This is a genomic window from Gordonia alkanivorans (assembly GCF_004011905.1).
Classification (GTDB): Bacteria; Actinomycetota; Actinomycetes; order Mycobacteriales; family Mycobacteriaceae; genus Gordonia; species Gordonia alkanivorans.
In genome coordinates, this window is record NZ_CP027114.1 from 4,176,800 (window position 1) to 4,200,266 (window position 23,467).

The following is a 23,467-nucleotide window of genomic DNA, read 5'->3' on the forward strand; positions in this document are numbered from 1 at the left end:
TGGGTTTGCGGAGCTCAGACGGGATAGCGCTCGGGTTCGGGCCCGAACTCGAAGCGGCGCGCGGTGATCTCCTCGACGGCGATCTCCACGTAGTTGTATTTCACCGTCGCGATCCACGGGCGCAGGGGCAGCTTGTCGGCCGCCTCGATGTCGCCGAACGACGTCAAAACGCGTGCCGTTCCCTTGGCGACGACGCTCCAGCCGCCGGTGTCGGTGTGGGCGTCGGTCTCGAACGCCACGCGGTTGTTCACGACGACTTCGGAGAGTTTCGTCCCCTCACCGGTGCGCAGCGTGATCTTGCCGTCCGCGGCGTGGTAGTTGACGGGGAAGATGTCGGGTGAACCGTTGACGCTCAACGCGATACGACCCAGCTCGGCGGAGCCGAGTAGTTCCCATGCCTCTTGCGGGCCGAGGACCTGAACCGGAGTCTCTGTCATGACCAGTCCCTTCTCTCCCCCACCCTCAATCCTGCCTCGGGGACGTCGGACCGAACAGAGGCCAACGGCCCACTCATCCGGAACACAATGTCACCGAACCGGCGAAACCGGCGATCTCACTCCGGGACGGGTACCGGCTCGAGAATCTCCGAACGCGCCTCGGGCGCGGCCGCCCGCAGTGCGTCGGCGGAATCGTCGTCGGGTTGCTGTTGCGACGCCACCTCGGCCTCGACGCGCGCGATGTAGTTGGCCACCTCGAAGTCGCGCTTCTCGGTGGTCCACCCGAGAAGGGGTGCGAGCAGATCGGCGACCTCGCCGGCGCAGTCGACGCCGCGGTGCGAGTACTCGATCGCGATCCGGGTGCGCCGGGCCAGCACGTCCTCGAGATGGAGCGCGGCCTCGGCGACCGCTGCGTACACCACTTCGACGCGCAGATACTGCGGCGCGGCGGCCAGCGGTGCGAGCAGCGACCTGTCCTCCTGCGCGTAGTAGAGCACGTCGTCGATCAGCGAGCCGTAGCGGTTGAGCAGTCGCCGAACCCGGTACGGGTGCAGGCCGTATCGCTCCCCGAGATGTTCGCACTGGTTGATCAGCGCGAAGTATCCGTCCGCACCGAGCAGCGGCACCCGCTCGGTGATCGACGGCGCCACCCGGGTGGGAATGAAGTCGTTGCACGCGTCGACGGCGTCGGCGGCCATGACCCGGTAGGTGGTGTACTTGCCACCCGCGATCGACACCAGACCCGGTGCCACGGTGGCGACGGCATGCTCACGCGAGAGCTTCGACGTCTCGTCGTCCTCGCCCGCCAGCAGCGGTCGCAAACCGGCGTAGACGCCCTCGATGTCGTCGTGGTTCAGCTTGGTGACCAGCACCTCGTTGACGCGTTCCAGGATGTAGTCGATGTCCGCCCGGGTGGCGGCCGGATGCGCGAGGTCGAGGTTCCAGTCGGTGTCGGTGGTGCCGATGATCCAGTGCGTCTCCCACGGGATGACGAACAGCACCGAGTTGGCGGTGCGCAGGATGATCGCGGTCTCGCTGACGATCCGGTCGCGCGGCACCACGATGTGCACACCCTTCGACGCGCGCACCTTGAAGTGCCCGCGCTGCTTGGACAACGCCTGCACCTCGTCGGTCCACACCCCGGCGGCGTTGATGACGCAGTGGGCGCGCACCTCGGTGACGTCGCCGTTCTCGGTGTCGCGCACGCGAACGCCGAGGACACGGTCGGATTCGCGGAGGAAACCGATCACCTGCGTCGAGGTGCGGATGACCGCGCCATAGTTGGCCGCGGTACGGGCCACCGTGAGACTGTGCCGCGCGTCGTCGACAACCGTGTCGTAGTACCGGATTCCACCGATGAGCGAGCTGCGCTTGAGCGCGGGCGCCACGCGGAGGGCACCCGAACGGGTCACATGCTTCTGCCCGGGCACCGATTTGGCGCCGCCCATGCGGTCGTAGAGAAAGATCCCCGCCGCGACATACGGCCGTTCCCAGACCCGCTGCGTCAGCGGATAGAGGAACGGCAGGGGTTTCACGAGGTGCGGGGCCAGCAGCCGTAGTGAGAGCTCGCGCTCCTTGAGTGCCTCACGCACCAGCCCGAATTCGAGTTGTTCCAGGTAGCGCAGGCCACCGTGGAACATCTTCGACGACCGGCTCGACGTGCCCGAGGCGATGTCGCGGGCCTCGACCAGCGCCACCCGCAGACCGCGCGTGGCGGCGTCGAGTGCGGCACCTACGCCGACCACCCCGCCGCCGATCACGACCACGTCGAACTGTTCTTCTCCGAGCCGCCGCCACGCTTCGGCTCGGTAGAGCGGGCCCATGTCCGCCGGCCGGTCCGGGTTGAACTCGGTGTTCATGTTCGCCGAGCCTAATTGATCTCGGGCCGCACCACAGCGTGCGACACTGACGGCGTGGGCAGTTCAGGCAAATACGTGGCGGCGATCGACCAGGGGACCACCTCCACCCGGGCGATGATCTTCGACCACCAGGGACGCGTCGTCGGCGTCGAACAACTCGAACACGAACAGATCTTCCCGCGGGCCGGCTGGGTCGAACACGACGCCGCCGAGATCTGGCGCAACACGCGCCGCGTGGGTGCCGCCGCGCTGGCCTCCGCCGAGCTGACCGCCAAGGACATCGTCGCCTGCGGCATCACCAATCAGCGCGAGACCACGGTGATCTGGGACCGCGAGTCCGGGAAGCCGGTCCACAACGCGATCGTCTGGCAGGACACCCGCACCGGTAACGTGTGCACGGAGCTCGCCGGCGACGTCGGCGTCGACCGTTACCGCGAACGCACCGGTCTGCCGCTGTCCACCTACTTCGCCGGGCCCAAGATCCGCTGGCTGCTCGACAACGTCGACGGTCTGCGCGAGCGCGCCGAGGCTGGTGAATTGTGCTTCGGCACAATGGATTCCTGGATCGCGTGGAACATGACCGGCGGTGTCGACGGCGGGCAGCACGTCACCGACGTCACCAACGCCTCACGCACCATGCTCATGGATCTGCGGACGTTGAGTTGGGATGAGGAGATCTGCGCGGAGATGGGCATCCCGATGTCCATGCTGCCCGAGATCCGCAGCTCGTCCGGCGAATTCGGCTCGCTGCGCGGCAACGGCCCACTGCCCGGCGTCCCCCTGACCGGTATCCTCGGCGACCAGCAGGCCGCCACCTTCGGTCAGGCCTGTCTGAACCCCGGCGAGGCCAAGAACACCTACGGGACCGGGAACTTCCTGTTGCTCAACACCGGCACCGAGCCGGTCTTCAGCGAGCACGGCCTGCTGACGACGGTCTGCTACCGCATCGGCGACCAGGAGGCGCGGTATGCGCTCGAAGGGTCGATCGCCGTGACCGGATCGCTCATCCAGTGGCTGCGAGACAATCTCGGTCTCTTCTCGGAGGCGGCGGATGTCGAGAGGCTGGCCGCGGAGGTCGACGACAACGGCGGCGCATACTTCGTCCCGGCGTTCTCCGGTCTGTTCGCGCCGCGCTGGCGTTCGGATGCCCGCGGCGTGATCGTCGGCCTGACCCGCTTCGTCAACAAGGGCCACCTGGCCCGAGCTGCGCTGGAGGCCAGCGCCTTCCAGACCCGCGAGGTCATCGAGGCGATGCAGGCCGACGCCGGGATGGAGCTGTCCACGCTCAAGGTCGACGGCGGGATGGTGGTCAACGAATTGCTCATGCAGTTCCAGGCCGACATCCTCGACGTCCCGGTCGTGCGACCCGTGGTCAACGAGACCACCGCGCTGGGCGCGGCCTACGCCGCCGGTCTGGCCGTGGGGTTCTGGGAGAGCGAGGACGACATCCGCGCCAACTGGGCCGAGGACAAGCGGTGGAAGCCGACCATGGCCGAGGAGGAACGGGACCGCCTGTACGCCGAGTGGAACCGGGCCGTCGAGCACAGCTTCGGTCTGGCGTGATTCACCGGTCCGGCGTGATTCAGACGACGAAATCGGCAAGGACGCCGACGACGCCCGCACTGCCGCCGAGGGCCGCGGCAGCCTCGTAGGCCGCCTCCCGCAGGGCCGTTCGCGGAGCCTCGGCCGTCGTCGACACCGACATGGCGGCGAGGACACAGTCGAGAGCCCGGGCCCGCCGGAAGCTGTCCAGCTGGGCGTCGACGTCGCCGCGCCGCTGGTGCGCGAACGAGTCGAAATCCTGTTGCGCGGCGACCACTCTCAACGCGCCCACACCCGCCGGGTCGGCACTTCCCTGCTGCCGCCATTGCCGGATCACGTCGCGGATCTCGGGCGTCGACGCGCCCGTGACGTCCATCACCGTGGCGACGAGGAGGTGCAGGCACCGGACGATGTCCTCGTCGGGTACGGCGGAGGCCAGCCGGGCGACACCCCCGGGCAGCCGGTCGACCCGGCTCAGCATGTCCGGCCCCGCGTGTTCGGCGACGATTCGTCGCCGTCGGTGCGCGTGTCGGAGGTGCCCGGCGAACGATCCGACGGGGTGAGCACCTCCCCCGGCGTCGGCCGGAAAGCCGGGGTCTCGGACAGGGGCGAGGCCGGGCGGGGAATCCAGTCGCCGATGACCGGCGGCCCGACGAGCGGCAGATCGCCGACGATCTCCGCGCCGTGCTCACGATTGTGCAGATAGGGTGCGGCTTTGTGCTGGTCGTCGTTCTCGGCCCCGGGTCGGCGGCCTGTCGGCGGCGCGCCGGCGGGACCCACCGGTGGTGTGATCCCGGCACGCGGTGCGGCAGCGCTCGCGGCGGGCGGCGTCGACGCTGCGGGCGTCGCAACCCCCGGCGACGACGGTGACAGCGGGAGTGGCCCGACGACCGGGATCGGCCCTCCACCGGATCCTGAACCGGAACTTGTTCCGCCGGAACGGGATTCGCCGCCGATCCCCGTCCGACCGGAGCCGGCGAGGCCGGGTGTGATGCCACCCGGGGTTCCCTGGCCGCCGCGGAGAAGTCCGTCGGGGTCGTCGGCGCCACGACCACCGGACGAGCCCGACGGGGACGCCGACGACGACACCGGGGTGACCGGGGCGGGCCCCCCGGCCGCCGGTCCCGGCGCCGCTCCGCGGGGCGCGACGGGGACCGCACCGCCACCGGGACGTCCGAAGTCCCCGGCGTCCACAGTGTTCGCGGCCTGGCCCCGGGGTGCCTCGAAACCCGAACCCGATGCACCTCCGGCCCCGGACACGCCGCCCATGCCGCGGACCAGATCGTCCGGTCCGGTGGGCTCGGGAAGCGAATGCTGGACCCGTTGCATCGGGGACGAGTACGTGCCCGACATGGTGCGGTCGGCCTCGAACCGCACCATCGGCGCGTCCTCGGGATTCTCGCGGAGATGCTGCTGCAGCTCACGCAGCCGACCTTCTTGATCCCGTGTCGCACCGACGATCCCGACTGCGCTGCGCAGGGCCTCACCGACGACGGTCGCCGTCTCCACACTCCGCTGCATGGCGTCGGACAACGATTTCCCCGCCTCGAGGGCGGTGTCGGAGGCGAGGCCGCGCAGGTCGTCGCCGAACATCGCCGCCATCCGCTCCGACGCACGGCGCACCGCGTCGATCGCCTTGAGGATCGTCTCGACGTCACCGGCCGCCTGGCCGGGCTTCATGGTGCGGAGGGTGTCGATGATCTCGTCGATGCCCATGCCGGCCCAGTCGGTGCGTCCGCCGCCGAAGGACGGCGCGTTCGACACGCCACGGTTGTTCTGGGCGAACGGCCCTGTCACGAGAACGACCCCGTCACGACATCTTCCCCCCAACGTCGCGGTGCGCCCGACCCCCGGGCGGATTCTCGACGACCCTACCGCGATCGAGAGGAGTCGCCGATTGTCAGTCCAGATCGTCGTGACGGACGAGCTGACGCGCCGCCTCGGTGATCGACCCGGACAGCGACGGGTACACCGAGAAGGTCTGTGCGAGATCGCCGACCGTCAGTTTGTTCTGCACCGCGAGGGCGAGCGGGAGGATGAGCTCGGAGGCGTTGGGGGCAACCGCGACACCACCGATGACCACGCCGGTGGCGGGGCGGCAGAAGATCTTCACGAAGCCGCGGCGCAGGCCGCTCATCTTGGCGCGCGCGTTGGTCGCCAACGGCAGCATCACGGTGCGGGCGGGGTACTCGCCGGCGTCGATGGCCTTCTGCGACACCCCGACGGTGGCGATCTCGGGACGCGTGAAGATCGCCGATGCAACGGTTTTCAACTTGATGGGGCTGACGCCCTCGCCCAGTGCGTGGTAGACCGCGATGCGGCCCTGCATGGCGGCCACCGAGGCGAGCGGTAGCAGGCCGGTGCAGTCGCCGGCGGCGTAGATGCCGGACACCGAGGTCCGCGACACCCGGTCCACCTGGATGTAGCCGCCCTTGTCGACCTCGACACCGGCCCGCCCGAGTTCGAGGTTCGCGGTGTTGGGGATCGAGCCGACGGTCATCAGCACGTGGCTACCTGTGACGGTGGACCCGTCGGCGAGATGGGCGGTGACGGTGTCGCCGTCGCGGACGACCTTGTCGGCGCGGGCATGCTTGACGAGTTCGACGCCCCGTTCGGCGAGGGCGTCCTCGAGCACCAGGGCGGCGTCCTCGTCCTCGTGCGGGAGCACGCGGTCGCGGCTCGACACCAGCGTCACCTTCACCCCGAGTTCGGTGTAGGCGTGGACGAACTCGGCGCCGGTGACACCCGAACCGATGACGACGAGATGCTCGGGCAGCTCCTCGAGGTCGTAGAGCTGACGCCAGGTGAGGATGCGTTCGCCGTCGGGCTGGGCGTCGGGCAGGATGCGCGGCGACGCACCGGTCGCGAGCAGGACGACGTCGCCGTCGAAGCGTTGGGTGCTGCCGTCGGCGAGGGTCGCGAGGACGCTGTGGGTCGAGACGCCGACCTGCGTCTCGTCGAGCACGGCGGTACCGGAGACCAGCTTGACGCCCTCGCTGACGAGTCGTGACTTGATGTCGGCGGACTGGGCGAAGGCGAGGTCGCGCACACGCTGATGGATCTGCGGAGGCGTGATCAGGGTGTCGTCGGCCTTGATGTTGATGCCGAGATCGACGGCGCGACGGACCTCGGTGCGGATGCCGGTGGAGGCGATGAAGGTCTTCGAGGGCACGCAGTCCCACAGCACACAGGCGCCACCGATGCCGTCGGAATCGATCACCGTGATGTCGGCTCCGTACGCGGCCGCGGCGAGCGCCGCCTCATATCCCGCTGGGCCACCGCCGATGATGACGATCCTGGTCACTGTGCACTCCTGTCCTTCACCGGTCTCGCCGCGGCTGCCCTCGTGGGGCACCGCGCGCCCGATGTGGTGTTGTCGAATGGGCGAACTGGCTGGCGCCGGACCGGCGGGCGTCCGACCGAATGGTGTCCGACGGCAGATCCGACTGGGTCGAGCCCCGCGGGGTGGTGCGTCGCTCTGGTGTGGCGGACCGTCGCATGGTGTCGCGCCATGTACCAACCTAGTCCGGATCGTTCCGCAACACTCAGGTGGTGGCCCCGCATGCGTCGTACGCCACTCCTTCACCCCTGCCTGTCGCCTTCCGGAGTCGCCCCCGACCCACTAGGCTCCATCCGTGCCGATTTACGCAGCCTACGGAAGCAACATGCATCCCGAGCAGATGGCGGAACGTGCGCCACACTCGCCGATGTCGGGTACCGGATGGCTTCGCGGGTGGCGTCTGACCTTCGGTGGCGGCGACATCGGCTGGGAGGGATCCCTGGCGACAGTCACCGAGGATCGTGACGACCCCGACGCCCGTGTCTTCGTCGTCCTGTACGACGTGACCACCGAGGACGAGGAGCTGCTCGACCGCTGGGAGGGCTCCGAACTCGGCATCCACCGCAAGATCCGCGCCCGCGTCGACACCGCCGACGGCCCCGTGCTGGCCTGGCTCTACGTGCTCGACGCCTACGAGGGCGGTCTCCCCTCGGCCCGCTACCTCGGTGTCATGGCCGAGGCGGCGGAGATCGCCGGTGCCCCCGCCGACTACGTGCAGGACCTGCGGTTGCGCGAGTCGCGCAACGTCGGCCCCGGGCCAGGGCCCGTCGAATCCTGAGGCCAGGGCCCGTCGAATCCTGAGGCCGGGGCCCGTCGAACCCTGAGGCCTAGGTGTACTGACCCGGGACGTTAGGTACAGAGTTCGGCGAGTCGACGTGACATAGGGAAGACCTCCGAGTGAGGTGTGGAGCTGTCTAAGAACCGCTCCTCAACCCGGAGGTCTTCATGTCCCACCGTAATTCACCGCTGTCCCCGACTGGCCGGTTGCGTCTGGCTCGGTGTGTTGTGGACGACCGGTGGCCACTGCGCCGCGCAGCTGACCGGTTCAACGTGTCAGTCACCACGGCCAAGCGATGGGCGGATCGCTACCGCGACCACGGGCCGGCCGGAATGGGTGATCGGTCCAGCCGGCCCCGATCGTGTCCGCATCGCACCAGCCGGCGCCGGGAACGCCGGGTCGTCGGGTTACGCGTCTCCCGCCGCTGGGGGCCAGCCCGGATCGGATACCACCTGGGGTTGAACGTCTCCACGGTGCACCGCATCCTCACCCGCTACGGCTGCCTACGACTGTCGTGGATCGACCCGGCAACCGGGGCGCCGGTACGTGCCCGCAGACGCGAGATTCGCCGGTACGAACACCAAGCGCCCGGAGACTTGATCCACGTCGACATCAAAAAGCTCGGCAGAATCCCCGACGGCGGTGGACATCGCGTACACGGCCGCGCCCAGGGCACCCGCAACTCCAGTGCCCACCGCGAGCCTGGACGAACCCGCAAAGTTGCTGGCCGCCCCAACCTGGGGTACGCGTATCTGCATCACGCCGTCGACGACCACTCCCGCTACGCCTACTCCGAGATCCTCGCTGATGAGAAGAAGGAAACCGCGACCGCGTTCATGACTCGGGCGTTGGCGCACTTCGCCTCGATCGGTGTCACCACCGCGCGAGTGATGACCGACAACGGCTCTTGTTACCGGTCCCGAATATTCCGGGACTTGTTGGACGAAAACGGGATTAAGCACAAGTGGACCAGACCGTACCGGCCGCAAACCAATGGCAAGGTCGAACGATTCAACCGGACCCTCCAGGAGGAATGGGCCTACGCCCGTCCCTACCTCAGTGAAACCGAACGCGTCGCAGCCTTCCCCGAGTTCCTTCGCATCTACAATCACGAACGCGGCCACACCGCACTCCGAGGCAACTCACCCGCCGACCGCGTACCCAACCTGGCGGGTCAGAACACCTAGGGCGCGAACGGCGGCGTGAGCTCCGGCGGTTCGCCGGCGGCGCTGCGCGCGTTGAGGACGACGCCCGCGAGGGTGCGGACACCGATCGCCAGGGCACGTTCGTCGAGGTCGAAGTTCGGTGCGTGCAGATCGACCTGCGGGCCGAAACCGTCCCACACGCCGAGCCGGGCCATCGCGCCCGGCACCTGCTCGAGGTACCAGGAGAAGTCCTCGCCGCCGGGTGACTGCGGAGTGGCGGCGACGGCGTCGGGGCCGATCGCGGCGACCGCGCGTTCCAGCATGCCCACGGCGATCTCGTCGTTGACCACGGGCGGCACACCCCGGAAGTAGGAGAGGTCGTAGCGCACGCCGAGCGGCGCCAGGAGTTCGCCGACGACGCTGCGGACCAGCGGTTCGAGCGCGGCCCAGGTGTCGTGGTCGCCGGTGCGTACCGTGCCGCGCATCCTGCCTTCCTGCGGGATGGCGTTGGCGGCGCTGCCGGCGTTGGCCGCACCCCACACCATCACGGTTCCCGAGCGCGGGTCGACGCGCCGCGACAGAACCCCGGGCAGCCCGGTGATCACGGTGCCCATCGCGTAGATCAGGTCGCCGGTCAGGTGCGGGCGGGACGTGTGGCCGCCCGCGGAGTGGAGTTGCAGGTCGATGTGGTCGGCCGCCGAGGTCAGCGGACCCGACCGCAGGCCGACGGTGCCGACGGGCAGACGCGGATCGCAGTGCAGCGCGAAGATGCGTCCGAGCCCGCTGGTCACTCCGGCCTCGATGGCGTCGAGCGCACCGCCGGGCATGACCTCCTCGGCCGCCTGGAAGATCAGCCTGACCCCCACCGGGAGCGGTCCGGCCGAGGCCAGGAGCTTGGCCACGCCGATCAGGATCGCCGTGTGGGCGTCGTGTCCGCAGGAGTGGGACGCACCCTCGACCGTCGAGGTGAACGGGAGGCCGGTGTGTTCGGTGACGGGCAGCGCGTCCATGTCGGCGCGCAGGCCGATCCGCGGTTCGCCGGCCGGCCCGAGGTCGCAGACGACGCCGGTGCCCAGCGGGAGCCGACGCGGGTCGAGCCCCGCGGCCGACAGCTCGGCCATCACCAGTTCGGTGGTGCGCACCTCTTGCCGGGACAGTTCGGGGTGGGCGTGGAGGTCGCGTCGCCAGGCGATCAACCGAGGACCGTGCGCGGCCAGCCATGCGTCGATGATCTTCGACGCGTCGGGCAGGCTGCCCGCCTGCGCACCGGTCACGACAGGACCCCGGCGGGAGTCGGGACGGCGAGGTCGGCGAGCAGCGGTCCGCGGAGTCCCCGCTTGATCAGCGCGAGGTTGGGACCCACCGTCGCGGCACGGGCGGTGGCGATCTCGGCGGCGCGGGCGGTCAGTCGATCCGCCTCCACCGCCTCGTCGACGATGCCGGCGGCGACCGCATCGGCGGCACCGTAGCGGCGGCTGGTGTACATCGCCTCGGTCGCGGTCCGGTCGGTGAGTCGCGTGCGCAGAAGCGTCGACATGCCGCGGGTGAACGGCATGTTCAGGGCCGCCTCGGGCAGCGACCAGAATCCGCGCTCGGTACGCATCACCAGGTGGTCGGCGCAGAGGGCGAGCATGGCGCCGGCGCCGAAGGCGTGCCCGTTGACGGCCGCCACCGTCGGCACCGGGAGGGTGAGGATCGTGGCGTACAGCGCGTGCACCCGGTCGAGGTATGCGGGCAGCTGATCCGGCGCGGCGAAGATGTGGTCGGTGTCGAGCCCGTTGGTGAAGAACTTGCCGGTCGCGGTCAGCACCAGCGGACGCTTCGGGTCGGCGCTCACCTCAGCGAGCAACCGTTCCACCTCGTCGAGCCATTCCAGACGGAAGCGGTTCTCGGGGTTCGACTCGTCGAGCTCGGCGCCCTTGGCCCCGAGATGGAGTTCGACGACCTCCCCGACCTCGTTGAGATATGGCATGAACTGACCTTATCGCTCCGCGGAGTCCACTCCGCGCACGGCGCTCGCACGACGCCGCAGTGCCGCACCGGCGTCGGGATCACCGTTTAGGGTTGGCGCATGGATCCCACTGCCGACGCCGACGCCGCGGCCATCGTCGCGGCCGCCACCATCGCCGCCGAGACCGACGCCGCCGCACACGATGTGGCCGTGATCCTCGGTTCCGGGTGGGCCCCGGCGGCCGACGCGTTCGGTGCACCGATCCGTTCGCTGCCGATGTCCTCGATCCCCGGCTTCACCCCGCCCAAGGCTGCCGGCCACGGTGGCGTGATCCATTCCGTGCGGGTCGGTGACCGCCGAGTCCTGTTGATGCTCGGCCGGATTCACGCCTACGAGGGTCACGACCTCGCGCGGGTCGTGCATCCGGTGCGTACCGCGGCGGCCGCCGGCGTCCACACGGTCGTGCTCACCAACGCCGCCGGTGGTCTGCGCGAGGACATGTCGGTGGGTCAGCCGGTGCTCCTCTCCGACCATCTCAACCTGACCGCGCGTTCCCCGCTGGTCGGCGCGCAGTTCGTCGACCTCGTGGACGCCTACTCCCCGCGGCTGCGCGGGATCGCCCGCCGCGTGGACCCGGCGCTCGCCGAGGGTGTTTACGCCGGCCTGCCCGGACCGCACTACGAGACCCCCGCCGAGATCCGCATGCTGCGCACGCTGGGCGCCGACCTGGTCGGCATGTCCACGGTGCACGAGACCATCGCCGCCCGGGCCGCGGGACTCGAGGTCCTCGGGGTCTCGCTGGTGACCAACCTGGCCGCCGGGATGACCGGTGAACACCTCAGTCACGCCGAGGTACTCGAGGTCGGGCGTACATCGGCGACGCGTATGGGCGAACTGCTCGCCCAGATCATCGGCGAGCTGTAGAACCGATCCCGGCGGCGATTCCTCCCCCGACGAGTCCCGACAGAACTCGAGGAGCACCATGACCTACCCACCCGACGGTTCCGGCGGTTACCCGCCCGGCGGGTACCCGGGCGCCTACGGGCCGGGTGGCCATCCGCAGGGTCCGCCGCCCCCACCGCCGCGTTCGCCGTGGACATCACCCGCGGTCCTCGTGGCCATCGGCGCCGGCATCCTGCTGGTGGTCGCGGGCGTGCTGGCCGCATTCCTGCTGATACCTGCCGACGAGGAATCGTCCGACGAGGTCGCCGCGAGTTCCACGACCTCGGAGCTCCCGACGGTCACGAGCACGGTCACCCAGTCCCCGCCGACGACCCAGACCACCATCACAACCACGCCGTCGCCGCCGACGAACCGTCCCGCCCCGCCCGTGGCGGGCGCCGATTGGCAGGGATTCGTGACCGGCCCGCGCTGCAACGCCGCCGACGACCCGGCGGTCGCGATCGGTCAGACTTCCCGGTCGCGCGTGGTCATCTGCCAGGTCGGCAACCAGACGGGTCGCTGGTACTACAAGGGGCAGGCACCCGAGGGTGGCATCGAGCTGCAGTTCCCGACCCGTGTCGGCAACACCTTCGAGGCACGCAACGGAGCCGTCCGCTACCTCGTGTCCCCGGCGAGTCTCACCATCGTGGAGGGCGGTTCGGTTCTGGCGAACGAACCGATGCTCGCCTACTGGTCGTCACCCGGCTGACCGATCACGACCGGCCGGCCCGGATCTCCGTCAGCGCGGGCCGAACTGACGGTCGCCGGCGTCGCCGAGTCCCGGCACGATGTAGTTGACGTCGTCGAGGCCCTCGTCGATCGCGGCCACGACGAGACGGCACGGATGGCCCGACTTCTCGAGCAACTCCACACCCTGGGGTGCCGCGACGACGCAGACCGCGGTGATGTCGGTGGCGTTGCGCGCGACGAGCAGTTCGATCGTGTGCAGCATCGACCCGCCGGTCGCGAGCATCGGGTCGAGGACGAAGACGGGCAGCCCGGAGAGGTCCTCGGGCAGGGACTCGAGATACGGCACCGGCTGGGCGGTCTCCTCGTCGCGGGCGATGCCCACGAAACCGACCCGGGACTCGGGCACCATCGCATGCGCCTGCTCGACCATCCCGAGGCCCGCACGCAGGACCGGGACCAGCAGCGGCGGCTTCGCCAGCCGTGATCCGGTGTGCGGGACCAGTGGCGTCTTGATCTCGAGGTCGGCACGGGGCGCGGCCGCCAGAGCCTCATAGATCAGCATCTGGGTGAGATCCGAGAGTGCCGCACGGAATCCGGCGTTGTCGGTGGTCTCGTCTCGCATCGTCGTCAGACGAGCGGCGGCGAGAGGATGGTCGACGATCAGGCGTTCCATGCCGACCAGACTATTTCCTGTGCCTCACCCACGTGCGCATTGAGGTATCGCGCAACGCCGCCGACGAGGTTCGATCGCACCCGATGGAACCGAACCGACGCCCGCCGCGTCAGAAACCCATGAGCCCGCGATCCACGGCCCCATCCGCCATCCTCCCCCCTCCCGGGAATGCCCGGGAAACCGTCCTGATGACGAAATCACCGGCGCTGCAGGAATTCTCGTCGACGCACCGCGCCGGGAGCGTGCTGGTCGGCGATCAGGCCCGCACCGACGAGGCGGCTCTGGTCGACCTCGCGATCACGTTCGGGATCATCGGCGCGGAGTTCCTCGCCGCGGTGGTCGAGTTCCTTCGGGTCCACCGGAGCAACCTCGAGACGACGGCGGCGCGGCAGGAACAGGTCGCGTCGGCCACCCGCCGCGCCGACGAGACCTACCTCGCCTGCGACTGCGCGGCCGCCGACCGGGGGTTCACCCTCTGATGCTCGACGCCGCGATGTTCGCCGAACCCCTACGACAGCTCGTCGCCGCGCTGGGCACCGGCGTCCTCGCGCCGGGCAATCCGGCGGAGACGATCCGTGCCGCAGCGGATGCTGTCGACGCCGCACGCCGTGGATCGACCGCCGCGACCGAAGCGGTGCGCACGCACTGGGAGGGCTCCGGCGCCGCGGCGGCCGTCGACGCCACGGGACGAGTTCAGCAGAGCATGGGCATGCTGACCGACGACGCCGACGACTTCGCCCGCCTCGTCGAGAGCGCCGGCGGAAAAGTGCAGTCGGCGTCGACCCGACTCCTCGGCCTGGTGGACTCCCTCGAACGTCGGGCTCGCGCCTTCGGGAGCGAGCTGTTCACCCCGGCCGGGCTGCTGACGATGCTGCCGGTGGCGGCCGGGCATCTCGGCCGTGGTCTCGAGATCGTCGCTCGCACACGTGCCGACCTCCGCTCCGACACCGATGCGATGGCGGCCCTCGGCCGGCGGATCGCACCCGCATCGGTCACGACCACCAGCGACCCGGCCACCGCTGAGCGACTGTCGGTGTCGCCGGTGTCCGGAGGCGTGCCGATCACGCTCCCCGACGGTTCGGTGGCGTACGCGCCGAACGAGCGGGCGGCGAAGGCAGTGCGCGCGGCACTGAGCCAGCGGGGTGTTCCTTATCTCTGGGGCGGGACGACGCCCGCCGGTTTCGACTGCAGCGGTTTCACCAGATGGGCATATCGGCAGGCCGGTCTCGATCTCCCCCGCCTGGCCCAGGATCAGGACACCGCCGGAATCCGCGTGTCACAGGCCCAACTACAGCCCGGCGATCTCGCCGTGTGGTCCGGGCACGTGGCCATGTACATCGGCAACGATCAGATGATCGAGGCCGGCGATCCGGTCGGCGTCTCACCGGTTCGGACCACGAATCTCGACCAGACCTTCGAAGGATTCTTCCGGCCCCGATGACGACTCGGCACGAAAACCGTTCGGCCTCTGTGGGGGCACTACTGGATCCACGGCGATCAATCGCTAGGCTGTGTCCCCATGGCCGGAGACATCGTCCCGATTGAGCTCGGACTCACCGACGGAAACAGCTTCACCCTGTGGGCACCCCGCTGGCGAGAGGGTGACGACGAGTGGGAGGCGTTCCTCGGTCTCGACGAGGATCTCTACGTCCTGCCCGGCGTCGCCGAGCTCGCGGCCTTCGTCCGCACCAATGACGACAACGACCTCGTCGAGCATCCGGCGTGGCCGACCATCGTCGGCGTGCAGGCCGAGGAGTTGATCCCGGACGAGCGCCACACCTACGACCTGGTGGGCGTGCCCGAGCTGGCCGCCGAGGATCCGACCCCCGAGGTCATCGCCGAACTCGAGGACGCGCTCGAGATCGTGCGCATCCTGGGTGAGGTCTGCGAACTGACCGCGATCACGAAGTTCTTCAACGGCAACCCGATCCTGGGTGCGGTCACCACCGGTACCCGCAACTTCGAGGGCCGCGAGGGCACCGACCTCTGGGTCCGCATCGGCCGTCTCATCGCCAAGCACTGGGACGACGTCCTCGACGCCATCGACGAGGTCATCACCACGCCGAAGGTCGACGCCAAGGCAGTCGAGACCGCCGAGGCCGAACTCGAGGCCGCCGCCTCCGCCGAAGACGAAGACGAACCGGACGACGACGACATCGAGATCGTCGAGACCGCGGACGACACCGTCGACGAAGACGAAGACGAGGACGACGACGAAGATGACGGTGACGATTACGACGACGACGATTTCTGGGCGTCGGTCGGCATCGACCCGATCAAGATTGTCACGAGCGGCAACGAGTACCTGACGCTGCGCTGCTACCTCGGCGACGACCCGGTGTTCCTGGGCGCCAAGGGCAAGATCTTCGTGTTCACCTCGGCGCGGTCGCTCTCACGTTTCCTCGCCGACGACAACGCCCACGATCTGGCCGAGCTGATGACGTTCGAGGACATCCGGACCGAGGCCACCAACGGCTCACTCGAATTCGACGTCATCGACGACAACGTCTACGTGCTGCCCGGCCTCGCCGAGGACATCGCCGACGGACCCCGCCGCATGGACCGCGATCAGCTCGACCTCGCCGTCGAACTGTTCACCGACGCAGCCGACTACGCCGGCGACGACACCGTCAACGAGGCACTGGGCACGTCGACTCCCCTCGGCTGGTTCGTCGACTACACCGTCAACCCCGACCCGAAGCGGATGGCCCCGAGCGGACCGTTCGACAACGAGGCCGAGGCCTGGCGCGCGCTCGAACACGACTTCGAGACCCGGCTCGTCAAGAAAGGCTAGCCCGAGCCGAGCAGTACCGCGTAACCCGGCTTGATCACGTCGTCGATCACATCGAGCCGTTCGTCGAAGTGGATGAACGCCGACTTCATGGCGTTGACCGTGAAGCGTTCGAAATCGGCCCAGCCGTAACCGAACTGGTCGGCGAGCAGGCCGAACTCCTTGCTCATCGTGGTGTCGCCCATGAGCCGGTTGTCGGTGTTGACGGTGACCCGGAACCGGAGTCGGGCCAGCACGTTGAACGGGTGCTCGGCGAGCGAGCTGACCGCCCCGGTCTGCACATTCGAACTCGGGCACAGCTCGAGCGGAATCCGCTTGTCGCGCACGATGTTCGCGATCAGACCGAGCTTCGCCCCGGTGAAGGAGTGCGCTGCGAGGTCGACGCCGTCGGGGAGTTCGACGTCGTCGAAGACGCGCACTCCGTGGCCGAGACGGTCCGTGCCGCAGAAGCCGATGGCCTCGTGGATCGACGGCAGGCCGAATGCCTCGCCCGCGTGGATGGTGAACGGCGCGGAGTTGGCGCGCATGTACTCGAAGGCGTCGAGATGACGGGTTGGCGGGTGACCGGCCTCGGCGCCGGCGATGTCGAAGCCGACGACGCCGCGATCGCGGTAGCGCACCGCGAGTTCGGCGATCTCCCGCGAGCGGGCCGCGTGCCGCATCGCGGTGACCAGACAGCGGACGATGATCGTCTTCCCGCGGTCGGCGGCGATCCGCTCACCGTCGGCGAATCCGCGCAGCACCGCCTCGACCACCTCGTCGAGGGTGAGCCCGGCCTCGAGATGCTGTTCGGGTGCGTAGCGGACCTCGGCGTAGACGACGTTGTCGTCGGCGAGGTCCTCCACGCACTCACGCGCCACCCGCTCGAGAGCGTCGACGGTCTGCATGACGGCGACGGTGTGGGTGAAGGTCTCCAGATATCGCTCGAGGGACCCGCTGTCGGCGGCCTCGCGGAACCAGCGGCCCAGCCCGACCGCGTCGTCGACCGGCAGTCCGTCGTAGCCGACGTCGTGCGCGAGTTCCAGGACGGTCGCCGGCCGCAGCCCGCCGTCGAGGTGGTCGTGCAGGAGCACCTTGGGCGCGAGGGTGAGATGCGCCGGATCCAGCGTCGTCATCTTGTGAACCTAACCGAATCGATGATCAGTGGCCGGTCGCCGACGCCGCTCGTGTCGCCATCGGTGTCCTCGATCCGCACCGCACCACCGAGACTCGAGCGCGCGCCCGCGATCCGGTCCTCATCCTGCGTGTGCAAGGTGAACAGCGGTTGGCCGGCGCGGACACGGTCGCCCGGTTTGGCGTGGATCATGACACCCGCCTCCGCCGAGACCGATTCACCGGGCTTGGACCGTCCACCGCCCAGTCGCCAGGCCGCGTCCCCCACCGCACGCGCGTCCATGCCGGTCACGACGCCGTCGCGGGCGGCGGTGAACACATCCTGATGCCGGGCAACCGGGAGCGGGGCATCCGGGTCGCCACCCTGCGCGGAGATCATCGACCGCCAGGCGTCCATCGCCCGGCCGTTGGCCAGATGCTCGGCGGGATCGGCGTCGGGAAGGCCTGCGGCGTCGAGCATCTCGCGAGCGAGTGCCAGGGTCAGCTCGACGACGTCGGCGGGTCCGCCGCCGGCGAGCACCTCGATCGATTCGGCGACCTCGACGGCGTTGCCGACGGTCAGGCCCAGCGGAACGCTCATGTCGGTGATCAGCGCCCGGGTGTCGACCCCGGCGTCGTGTCCGAGTTCGACCATCGTCGACGCCAGTTCGCGGGCATCGGACTCGTCGGGCAGGAAAGCGCCCGATCCGGTCTTAACATCGAGGACCAGCGCGCCGGTGCCCTCGGCGATCTTCTTGCTCATGATCGAGGTGGCGAGCAGCGGGATGGACTCGACCGTCCCGGTGACGTCACGCAGCGCGTAGAGCTTGCGGTCGGCGGGAGCGAGGTCGGCGCCGGCGGCGCAGATGACCGCGCCGACGCGTTCGAGCTGGGTGAACATCTCCTCGGTGCTCAACTCGGCCCGCCAGCCCGGGATCGATTCCAGCTTGTCGAGGGTGCCGCCGGTGTGGCCCAGACCCCGACCGGACAGCTGCGGCACCGCGACGCCGAACGACGCGACGAGCGGCGTCAGGGGCAACGTGATCTTGTCGCCGACGCCGCCCGTGGAGTGTTTGTCGACCGTGATCAGCCGACGGCCGTCTCGACGCAGGCCCGTCAGGTCCATTCGACGTCCGCTGTCGATCATGGCGCGGGTCCAGGTCGCGATCTCCCGGCGGTTCATCCCGCGTAGATAGACGGCCATCAACAACGACGACATCTGCTCCGGAGCGACCTCGCCGCGGGTGTAGCCGTCGACCATCCACGCAATCTGCGCGTCGCTGAGTTCGCCGCCCCCACGCTTGGTCGCGATGACCGAGACGGCGTGGATCACCTCGTCGGCGGTCTCGATCTCCGACGTCACGACACGACCTGGGCGATGTCGTCGGGCCCGAAGGCGTCAGGCAGCAGGTCGGAGAGGAGACGCGGACCGGCGGGGTGATCGACGAGGAGGTCACGGCCGCCGTGTTCGAGGAGCACCTGCCGGCACCGCCCGCACGGCATCAGGACCTTGCCGGAGGCGTCGGTGACGGTCACCGCACGCAGGGACCTGTCACCTTGTGAGATCAACTGTGCGACCAGCGAGACCTCGGCGCAGATCCCCAGACCGTATGAGACATTTTCCACATTGCAACCTGCGACGACACGCCCGTCGGAGGTGACTCCCGCGGCCCCCACGGGGTAGTGCGAGTACGGGGCGTAGGCATGGGACAGCATCTCAGTTGCTCTGTGTCGCAGGACATTCCACTGGATTTCGGTACTCACGCCCACCTCCTGGCAAATGGTGTAACCAACCGGACATGCGCAGTTCATCGGCGCAAAGGCTTGGGTAAGGCAAACCTAAGTCGTAATGTCTTGTGCCTCAAATCGGTTCGGGCAATTTATCACCGGAATGGGCATGGGTTTAGAGTCTCTTGTCATGGGTCCATGGTCGAGTCGGAGCATGCCGATTCGACGCGTCCATCGACGATGTTGGAGGCCACTTTTCCGATGAGCACCTCGACCGAAGTCGCACCTGACCCGGTGCGTCGACGTTCCCTGTATCGCGGCGACCCGGGCATGTGGTCCTGGGTTCTGCACCGCATCACGGGCGTCACCATCTTCTTCTTCTTGTTCGTACACGTGTTGGACACCGCGGTCATCCGCGTCGATCCCAACCAGTACGACCAGATCATCGAAACCTACAAGACCCCGATCATCGGTCTCATGGAGATCGCGCTGGTCGCGTGTGTCCTGTTCCACGCCTTCAACGGCGTGCGCCTGATCCTGGTGGACTTCTGGTCCAAGGGTCCCAAGTACCAGCGGCAGATGCTGTGGGTCGCCCTGACCCTGTTCGTCGTCGTGTTCGGTGCCGGCGCGATCCGCCTGCTGCAGATCCTGTTCAGCCACCTGTAGGAGACACCAGAGATGACCACCTCGGAAGCCACCGGTGTCGCCAAGACCCTCGGCAAGGAACACGACCGTCCGGCGAGCCTGGACAATCCCCGTTCGCCCCGCAAGCCCAAGGGCGGCAACTTCGAGAAGAACGCATGGATGTTCATGCGCTTCTCCGGCCTGATCCTCGTCTTCCTGACCATCGGCCACATGTTCATCATGCTGGCCTGGGACGGCGGCGTGCACCGCATCGACGCCTCGTTCGTCGCCGCTCGCTGGAGTTCACCCGGCTGGCAGATCTGGGATCTGACCATGCTGTGGCTGGCCCAGCTGCACGGCGGCAACGGTGTCCGCACCGTCATCGCCGACTACTCGCGCAAGGACTCGACCCGATTCTGGCTCAACGTGCTGCTGGCCGTGTCGATGATCCTGACCCTGGTGCTGGGCACCTACGCGATCCTCACCTTCGACGTCAACAGCGTCGGCTAAAGGAGACCAAGAACATGCAGGAACACCGCTACGACGTCGTCATCGTGGGCGCCGGCGGCGCCGGGATGCGCGCGGCGATCGAAGCCGCACCGCGTGCCCGCACCGCGGTTCTGACCAAGCTCTACCCCACCCGTAGCCACACCGGCGCGGCTCAGGGCGGCATGTGCGCCGCGCTGGCCAACGTCGAGGAGGACAACTGGGAGTGGCACACCTTCGACACCGTCAAGGGTGGTGACTACCTCGCCGATCAGGACGCCGTCGAGATCATGGCCAAGGAGGCCATCGACGCGGTGCTCGATCTGGAGAAGATGGGTCTCCCGTTCAACCGGACGCCCGAGGGCAAGATCGACCAGCGTCGCTTCGGCGGGCACACCCGCGACCACGGCAAGTCGCCCGTGCGTCGTGCCTGCTACGCCGCCGACCGCACCGGTCACATGATCCTGCAGACGCTGTACCAGAACTGCGTCAAGCACGACGTCGAGTTCTTCAACGAGTTCTATGCGCTCGACATCTGCCTCACCGAGAACGAGGACGGCGAGCAGGTCGCGACCGGTGTCGTCGCCTATGAGCTGGCCACCGGCGAGATCCACGTCTTCCACGCCAAGTCGATCGTCTTCGCGACCGGCGGCTCGGGCCGCATGTACAAGACGACGTCGAACGCGCACACGCTGACCGGCGACGGCATGGGCATCATCTTCCGCAAGGGCCTGCCGCTCGAGGACATGGAGTTCCACCAGTTCCATCCGACCGGCCTGGCCGGCCTCGGCATCCTCATCTCGGAGGCCGTCCGCGGTGAGGGCGGCATCCTGCGCAACGCCGACGGCGAGCGTTTCATGGAGCGCTACGCCCCCACCATCAAGGACCTCGCGCCCCGCGACATCGTCGCCCGCTCGATGGTTCTCGAGGTGCTCGAGGGCCGTGGCGCCGGACCGAACAAGGACTACGTCTACATCGACGTGACGCACCTCGGCGAGGACGTCCTCAACGAGAAGCTCCCGGACATCACCGAGTTCGCCCGCACCTACCTCGGCGTCGACCCGGTCACCGAGTACGTGCCGGTGTTCCCGACCTGCCACTACGTCATGGGCGGCATCCCGACCAACATCAACGGTCAGGTGTTGCGCAACAACGACGAGGTCGTCCACGGCCTGTACGCCGCCGGTGAGTGTGCCTGCGTGTCGGTGCACGGCGCCAACCGCCTCGGCACCAACTCGCTGCTCGACATCAACGTCTTCGGACGCCGCGCCGGCATCGCCGCCGCCGAGTACGCCAACAACGCCGAGTTCGCCGAGCTGCCCGAGCAGCCGACCGAGATGGTCGACAGCTGGCTCGACCTGCTCCTGTCGGATCACGGCCACGAGCGTGTCGCCGACATCCGCACCGAGCTGCAGGCGTCGATGGACAACAACGCGTCGGTGTTCCGCACCGAGGAGACCCTCAAGCAGGCACTGACCGACATCCACCGCTTCAAGGAGCGTTACGCGCACATCCGCGTCCACGACAAGGGCAAGCGTTTCAACAGCGACCTCCTCGAGGCGATCGAGCTGGGCTTCCTGCTCGAGATGGCCGAGGTCACCGTGGTGGGCGCCCTCAACCGCAAGGAGTCGCGCGGCGGACACGCCCGCGAGGACTACCCGGATCGCGACGACGTGAACTACAAGCGTCACACCATGGCGTACAAGAAGGGCACCGACCTTCTCGCGGACATCGAGTTGGACTACAAGCCAGTGGTCGAAACCCGTTACGAGCCGATGGAGCGTAAGTACTGATGACATCTGTTCTGGACAAGCCCGCACCGTCCTCCGACGAGCCGCCGCTGCCCCCGGTGCCCGAAGAGGCCACCATGGTGACGCTCAAGATCGCCCGGTTCAACCCGGAGAATCCGGATGCCCAGGGCTGGGAGAGCTTCCGCGTCCCGGCGCTCCCGACGGACCGCCTGCTCAACCTGCTGCTGTACGTGAAGGGCTACCTCGACGGCACCCTGACCTTCCGCCGCAGCTGCGCGCACGGCGTGTGCGGCTCGGACGCCATGCGCATCAACGGCGTCAACCGTCTCGCCTGCAAGCTCCTCATGAAGGACATGCTCCCCAAGGACAAGTCCAAGGAGATCACCATCACCATCGAGCCGATCCGCGGCTTGCCGGTGGAGAAGGATCTCGTGGTCGACATGGAGCCGTTCTTCGACGCCTACCGCGCCATCAAGCCGTTCCTGATGACCACGGGCAACGAGCCGACCCGCGAGCGCATCCAGAGCCAGAGCGACCGCGCCCGCTTCGACGACACCACCAAGTGCATCCTCTGTGCCTGCTGCACCACGAGCTGCCCGGTGTTCTGGACCGAGGGTTCCTACTTCGGCCCGGCCGCGATCGTCAACGCGCACCGCTTCATCTTCGACAGCCGTGACGAGGGCGCCGTCGAGCGTCTCGACATCCTCAACGACGTCGACGGCGTGTGGCGCTGCCGCACGACCTTCAACTGCACCGACGCATGCCCCCGCGGCATCCAGGTCACGCAGGCGATCTCGGAGGTCAAGCGCGCACTCATGTTCTCGCGCTAATCGATTCAGCTTTCTCTGCAGCCCGGCAACGGCCCGCACCGATCTCGGTGCGGGCCGTTGCTCATTCGCACATGTAGCGGATCGTGCTGCCGGTCGACACGAACCGCTACGTCTGGCGGACGTCCGATGCCTCGCCCCGGAAGATCCCCGCGATGATCGAGTCCACGAGCGCCGCCTCTTCCTCGGGGGTCGCCGGCCAGAGCAGCATGGTCAGCACCGACCGGATCGCGAACCGGGCGGCGACGGTGTCGTCGGGGTCGATGCCGATGAGTTCTGCGGCCACATCGAGCACGGTCGGTGAGGCGAGCACGGTCGGTGTCGTCGCGATCAGGCTTCCCGGCCGGAGGAACTGGCGGATCACCCGGTCTGCACGCAGGGCGCCGACCGCCGCGGTGATCGCGATCCGTGCGCGCTCATCCCCTGTCGTGCCGGCGGCCTCCTCGCGGATCGATTCCAGGACCGGGGCGGCGGTCATCGACAGCACCGCCTCGATCAGCTGGGCACGGCCGCCCGCATGGCGGTAGATCGTCGCTCGTGAGCAGTGCGCTCGGACGGCCAGTTCGTCGACGCTGAACGCGTCGAGTCCACGAGAGGCGATCAGCGCCGCGGCCTGGGAGACGAGCCTCCTCCGTGCCGCGTCGCCACGATCGCCACCCACGAGCCAGTCAGCCATCCACGCCCCTTCGTCGTCGCTTCTCATCATGAGACAACAAGCAACCCCTTGCGTGTGTTTCAGCCCAGGTCAGGGTCCATCGATGAGACATCGATGCCGGACGCCACGAACCGTTCGTATCGACTTCGAAGGGAA

Annotated in this window: 24 protein-coding genes; 12 read left to right on the forward strand and 12 right to left on the reverse strand. The window is 68.4% G+C overall.

Annotated elements, in window-relative coordinates; translation table 11 throughout:
- Window positions 1-14 precede the first annotated feature (14 nt).
- Together C5O27_RS18930 and glpD are read right to left on the reverse strand one after the other, a co-directional pair.
- A complete protein-coding gene (locus tag C5O27_RS18930; protein WP_006359218.1) occupies window positions 15-437 on the reverse strand; it encodes a pyridoxamine 5'-phosphate oxidase family protein in 423 nt (140 codons plus the stop codon).
- 116 nt (window positions 438-553) lie between these two features.
- Window positions 554-2,296 carry a glycerol-3-phosphate dehydrogenase gene (gene glpD, locus C5O27_RS18935; protein ID WP_006359217.1) on the reverse strand — a complete coding sequence of 581 codons (1,743 nt, stop codon included), beginning with the start codon at window positions 2,294-2,296 and terminating at the stop codon, window positions 554-556.
- A gap of 75 nt (window positions 2,297-2,371) precedes the next feature.
- On the opposite strand from glpD, the gene glpK reads away from it, so the two are divergent.
- Entirely contained in the window at window positions 2,372-3,859 is a 1,488-nt protein-coding gene (glpK, locus tag C5O27_RS18940; protein ID WP_127963885.1) for a glycerol kinase GlpK, read from the forward strand.
- A 19-nt stretch (window positions 3,860-3,878) separates the two neighbouring features.
- Here the strand turns inward: glpK and C5O27_RS18945 are convergent, their stop codons facing one another.
- From C5O27_RS18945 to C5O27_RS18955, 3 genes are all read right to left on the reverse strand, one after another.
- On the reverse strand, window positions 3,879-4,319 hold the full coding sequence (locus C5O27_RS18945; protein ID WP_006359215.1) for a hypothetical protein: 441 nt from the start codon (window positions 4,317-4,319) through the stop codon (window positions 3,879-3,881).
- Window positions 4,313-5,635, reverse strand: coding sequence for a hypothetical protein (locus C5O27_RS18950; RefSeq protein WP_127963387.1), 1,323 nt, complete (start codon window positions 5,633-5,635; stop codon window positions 4,313-4,315). The genes C5O27_RS18945 and C5O27_RS18950 overlap by 7 nt, the downstream gene beginning before the upstream one ends.
- A 103-nt stretch (window positions 5,636-5,738) precedes the next feature.
- Window positions 5,739-7,142, reverse strand: a complete 1,404-nt coding sequence (locus C5O27_RS18955) for an NAD(P)H-quinone dehydrogenase (protein ID WP_127963388.1) — start codon at window positions 7,140-7,142, stop codon at window positions 5,739-5,741.
- 331 nt (window positions 7,143-7,473) lie between these two features.
- On the opposite strand from C5O27_RS18955, the gene C5O27_RS18960 reads away from it, so the two are divergent.
- Window positions 7,474-7,956 (forward strand): gamma-glutamylcyclotransferase family protein, encoded by a 483-nt coding sequence (locus C5O27_RS18960; RefSeq protein ID WP_006359212.1) that lies wholly within the window; start codon window positions 7,474-7,476, stop codon window positions 7,954-7,956.
- 167 nt (window positions 7,957-8,123) lie between these two features.
- Window positions 8,124-9,143: an IS481 family transposase gene (locus C5O27_RS18965; protein WP_127963389.1), complete on the forward strand. Its 1,020-nt coding sequence runs from the start codon at window positions 8,124-8,126 to the stop codon at window positions 9,141-9,143.
- Here the strand turns inward: C5O27_RS18965 and C5O27_RS18970 are convergent.
- Entirely contained in the window at window positions 9,140-10,375 is a 1,236-nt protein-coding gene (locus C5O27_RS18970; protein WP_042376757.1) for an amidohydrolase, read from the reverse strand. The genes C5O27_RS18965 and C5O27_RS18970 overlap by 4 nt on opposite strands.
- The gene (locus tag C5O27_RS18975; protein WP_042376755.1) at window positions 10,372-11,073 is read right to left on the reverse strand and encodes an enoyl-CoA hydratase/isomerase family protein; all 702 of its coding nucleotides are present in this window, start codon (window positions 11,071-11,073) and stop codon (window positions 10,372-10,374) included. The genes C5O27_RS18970 and C5O27_RS18975 overlap by 4 nt, the downstream gene beginning before the upstream one ends.
- A gap of 99 nt (window positions 11,074-11,172) precedes the next feature.
- Between C5O27_RS18975 and C5O27_RS18980 the strand changes: the two genes are divergently transcribed.
- Both C5O27_RS18980 and C5O27_RS18985 read left to right on the forward strand, forming a co-directional pair.
- Window positions 11,173-11,976: a purine-nucleoside phosphorylase gene (locus C5O27_RS18980; protein ID WP_006359209.1), complete on the forward strand. Its 804-nt coding sequence runs from the start codon at window positions 11,173-11,175 to the stop codon at window positions 11,974-11,976.
- 58 nt (window positions 11,977-12,034) lie between these two features.
- Complete coding sequence (locus C5O27_RS18985) at window positions 12,035-12,703, forward strand: hypothetical protein (protein ID WP_127963390.1); 669 nt, start codon at window positions 12,035-12,037, stop codon at window positions 12,701-12,703.
- A 30-nt stretch (window positions 12,704-12,733) separates the two neighbouring features.
- Here the strand turns inward: C5O27_RS18985 and upp are convergent, their stop codons facing one another.
- Window positions 12,734-13,357 carry a uracil phosphoribosyltransferase gene (upp, locus tag C5O27_RS18990; RefSeq protein ID WP_006359207.1) on the reverse strand — a complete coding sequence of 208 codons (624 nt, stop codon included), beginning with the start codon at window positions 13,355-13,357 and terminating at the stop codon, window positions 12,734-12,736.
- A 188-nt stretch (window positions 13,358-13,545) separates the two neighbouring features.
- Between upp and C5O27_RS18995 the strand changes: the two genes are divergently transcribed.
- The 3 genes from C5O27_RS18995 (at window position 13,546) to C5O27_RS19005 (ending at window position 16,151) form a co-directional block, all read left to right on the forward strand.
- A complete protein-coding gene (locus C5O27_RS18995; RefSeq protein WP_006359206.1) occupies window positions 13,546-13,836 on the forward strand; it encodes a type VII secretion target in 291 nt (96 codons plus the stop codon).
- Complete coding sequence (locus tag C5O27_RS19000) at window positions 13,836-14,798, forward strand: C40 family peptidase (protein WP_006359205.1); 963 nt, start codon at window positions 13,836-13,838, stop codon at window positions 14,796-14,798. Before C5O27_RS18995 ends, C5O27_RS19000 begins: the two co-directional genes overlap by 1 nt.
- Before the next feature lie 78 nt (window positions 14,799-14,876).
- Window positions 14,877-16,151 (forward strand): primosomal protein, encoded by a 1,275-nt coding sequence (locus C5O27_RS19005; protein ID WP_127963391.1) that lies wholly within the window; start codon window positions 14,877-14,879, stop codon window positions 16,149-16,151.
- On the opposite strand, the gene C5O27_RS19010 is transcribed toward C5O27_RS19005, so the two are convergent.
- The 3 genes from C5O27_RS19010 to C5O27_RS19020 are packed head-to-tail and all read right to left on the reverse strand — an operon-like array spanning window position 16,148 to window position 19,004.
- Complete coding sequence (locus tag C5O27_RS19010) at window positions 16,148-17,263, reverse strand: adenosine deaminase (protein WP_006359203.1); 1,116 nt, start codon at window positions 17,261-17,263, stop codon at window positions 16,148-16,150. The genes C5O27_RS19005 and C5O27_RS19010 overlap by 4 nt on opposite strands.
- A complete protein-coding gene (locus C5O27_RS19015) occupies window positions 17,260-18,603 on the reverse strand; it encodes a thymidine phosphorylase (RefSeq protein ID WP_006359202.1) in 1,344 nt (447 codons plus the stop codon). Before C5O27_RS19015 ends, C5O27_RS19010 begins: the two co-directional genes overlap by 4 nt.
- On the reverse strand, window positions 18,600-19,004 hold the full coding sequence (locus C5O27_RS19020) for a cytidine deaminase (protein ID WP_006359201.1): 405 nt from the start codon (window positions 19,002-19,004) through the stop codon (window positions 18,600-18,602). Before C5O27_RS19020 ends, C5O27_RS19015 begins: the two co-directional genes overlap by 4 nt.
- 225 nt (window positions 19,005-19,229) lie before the next feature.
- Between C5O27_RS19020 and sdhC the strand changes: the two genes are divergently transcribed.
- Genes sdhC through C5O27_RS19040 form a run of 4 tightly spaced genes read left to right on the forward strand, consistent with a single transcriptional unit; the run spans window position 19,230 to window position 22,659 of the window.
- Complete coding sequence (gene sdhC, locus C5O27_RS19025) at window positions 19,230-19,634, forward strand: succinate dehydrogenase, cytochrome b556 subunit (protein ID WP_006359200.1); 405 nt, start codon at window positions 19,230-19,232, stop codon at window positions 19,632-19,634.
- Between the two features lie 12 nt (window positions 19,635-19,646).
- The gene (locus C5O27_RS19030) at window positions 19,647-20,102 is read left to right on the forward strand and encodes a succinate dehydrogenase hydrophobic membrane anchor subunit (RefSeq protein ID WP_005195959.1); all 456 of its coding nucleotides are present in this window, start codon (window positions 19,647-19,649) and stop codon (window positions 20,100-20,102) included.
- A gap of 14 nt (window positions 20,103-20,116) precedes the next feature.
- Window positions 20,117-21,871 (forward strand): succinate dehydrogenase flavoprotein subunit, encoded by a 1,755-nt coding sequence (sdhA, locus tag C5O27_RS19035; protein WP_006359199.1) that lies wholly within the window; start codon window positions 20,117-20,119, stop codon window positions 21,869-21,871.
- The gene (locus C5O27_RS19040) at window positions 21,871-22,659 is read left to right on the forward strand and encodes a succinate dehydrogenase iron-sulfur subunit (RefSeq protein WP_006359198.1); all 789 of its coding nucleotides are present in this window, start codon (window positions 21,871-21,873) and stop codon (window positions 22,657-22,659) included. The genes sdhA and C5O27_RS19040 overlap by 1 nt, the downstream gene beginning before the upstream one ends.
- A gap of 106 nt (window positions 22,660-22,765) precedes the next feature.
- Here C5O27_RS19040 and C5O27_RS19045 read toward each other — a convergent pair whose 3' ends face one another.
- Window positions 22,766-23,332: a TetR/AcrR family transcriptional regulator gene (locus C5O27_RS19045; RefSeq protein ID WP_127963392.1), complete on the reverse strand. Its 567-nt coding sequence runs from the start codon at window positions 23,330-23,332 to the stop codon at window positions 22,766-22,768.
- Between the last annotated feature and the right edge of the window lie 135 nt (window positions 23,333-23,467).

What these genes read in the sequence shown, in the direction of transcription:
- C5O27_RS18930 (WP_006359218.1), bottom strand. Translation starts at nt 437, where the DNA reads ATGACAGAGACTCCGGTTCAGGTCCTCGGCCCGCAAGAGGCATGGGAA.
- glpD (WP_006359217.1), bottom strand. Translation starts at nt 2,296, where the DNA reads ATGAACACCGAGTTCAACCCGGACCGGCCGGCGGACATGGGCCCGCTC.
- C5O27_RS18945 (WP_006359215.1), bottom strand. Translation starts at nt 4,319, where the DNA reads ATGCTGAGCCGGGTCGACCGGCTGCCCGGGGGTGTCGCCCGGCTGGCC.
- C5O27_RS18965 (WP_127963389.1), top strand. Translation starts at nt 8,124, where the DNA reads ATGTCCCACCGTAATTCACCGCTGTCCCCGACTGGCCGGTTGCGTCTG.
- C5O27_RS18975 (WP_042376755.1), bottom strand. Translation starts at nt 11,073, where the DNA reads ATGCCATATCTCAACGAGGTCGGGGAGGTCGTCGAACTCCATCTCGGG.
- C5O27_RS18980 (WP_006359209.1), top strand. Translation starts at nt 11,173, where the DNA reads ATGGATCCCACTGCCGACGCCGACGCCGCGGCCATCGTCGCGGCCGCC.
- C5O27_RS18985 (WP_127963390.1), top strand. Translation starts at nt 12,035, where the DNA reads ATGACCTACCCACCCGACGGTTCCGGCGGTTACCCGCCCGGCGGGTAC.
- upp (WP_006359207.1), bottom strand. Translation starts at nt 13,357, where the DNA reads ATGGAACGCCTGATCGTCGACCATCCTCTCGCCGCCGCTCGTCTGACG.
- C5O27_RS18995 (WP_006359206.1), top strand. Translation starts at nt 13,546, where the DNA reads ATGACGAAATCACCGGCGCTGCAGGAATTCTCGTCGACGCACCGCGCC.
- C5O27_RS19000 (WP_006359205.1), top strand. Translation starts at nt 13,836, where the DNA reads ATGCTCGACGCCGCGATGTTCGCCGAACCCCTACGACAGCTCGTCGCC.
- C5O27_RS19005 (WP_127963391.1), top strand. Translation starts at nt 14,877, where the DNA reads ATGGCCGGAGACATCGTCCCGATTGAGCTCGGACTCACCGACGGAAAC.
- C5O27_RS19010 (WP_006359203.1), bottom strand. Translation starts at nt 17,263, where the DNA reads ATGACGACGCTGGATCCGGCGCATCTCACCCTCGCGCCCAAGGTGCTC.
- sdhC (WP_006359200.1), top strand. Translation starts at nt 19,230, where the DNA reads ATGAGCACCTCGACCGAAGTCGCACCTGACCCGGTGCGTCGACGTTCC.
- C5O27_RS19030 (WP_005195959.1), top strand. Translation starts at nt 19,647, where the DNA reads ATGACCACCTCGGAAGCCACCGGTGTCGCCAAGACCCTCGGCAAGGAA.
- sdhA (WP_006359199.1), top strand. Translation starts at nt 20,117, where the DNA reads ATGCAGGAACACCGCTACGACGTCGTCATCGTGGGCGCCGGCGGCGCC.
- C5O27_RS19040 (WP_006359198.1), top strand. Translation starts at nt 21,871, where the DNA reads ATGACATCTGTTCTGGACAAGCCCGCACCGTCCTCCGACGAGCCGCCG.
- C5O27_RS19045 (WP_127963392.1), bottom strand. Translation starts at nt 23,332, where the DNA reads ATGGCTGACTGGCTCGTGGGTGGCGATCGTGGCGACGCGGCACGGAGG.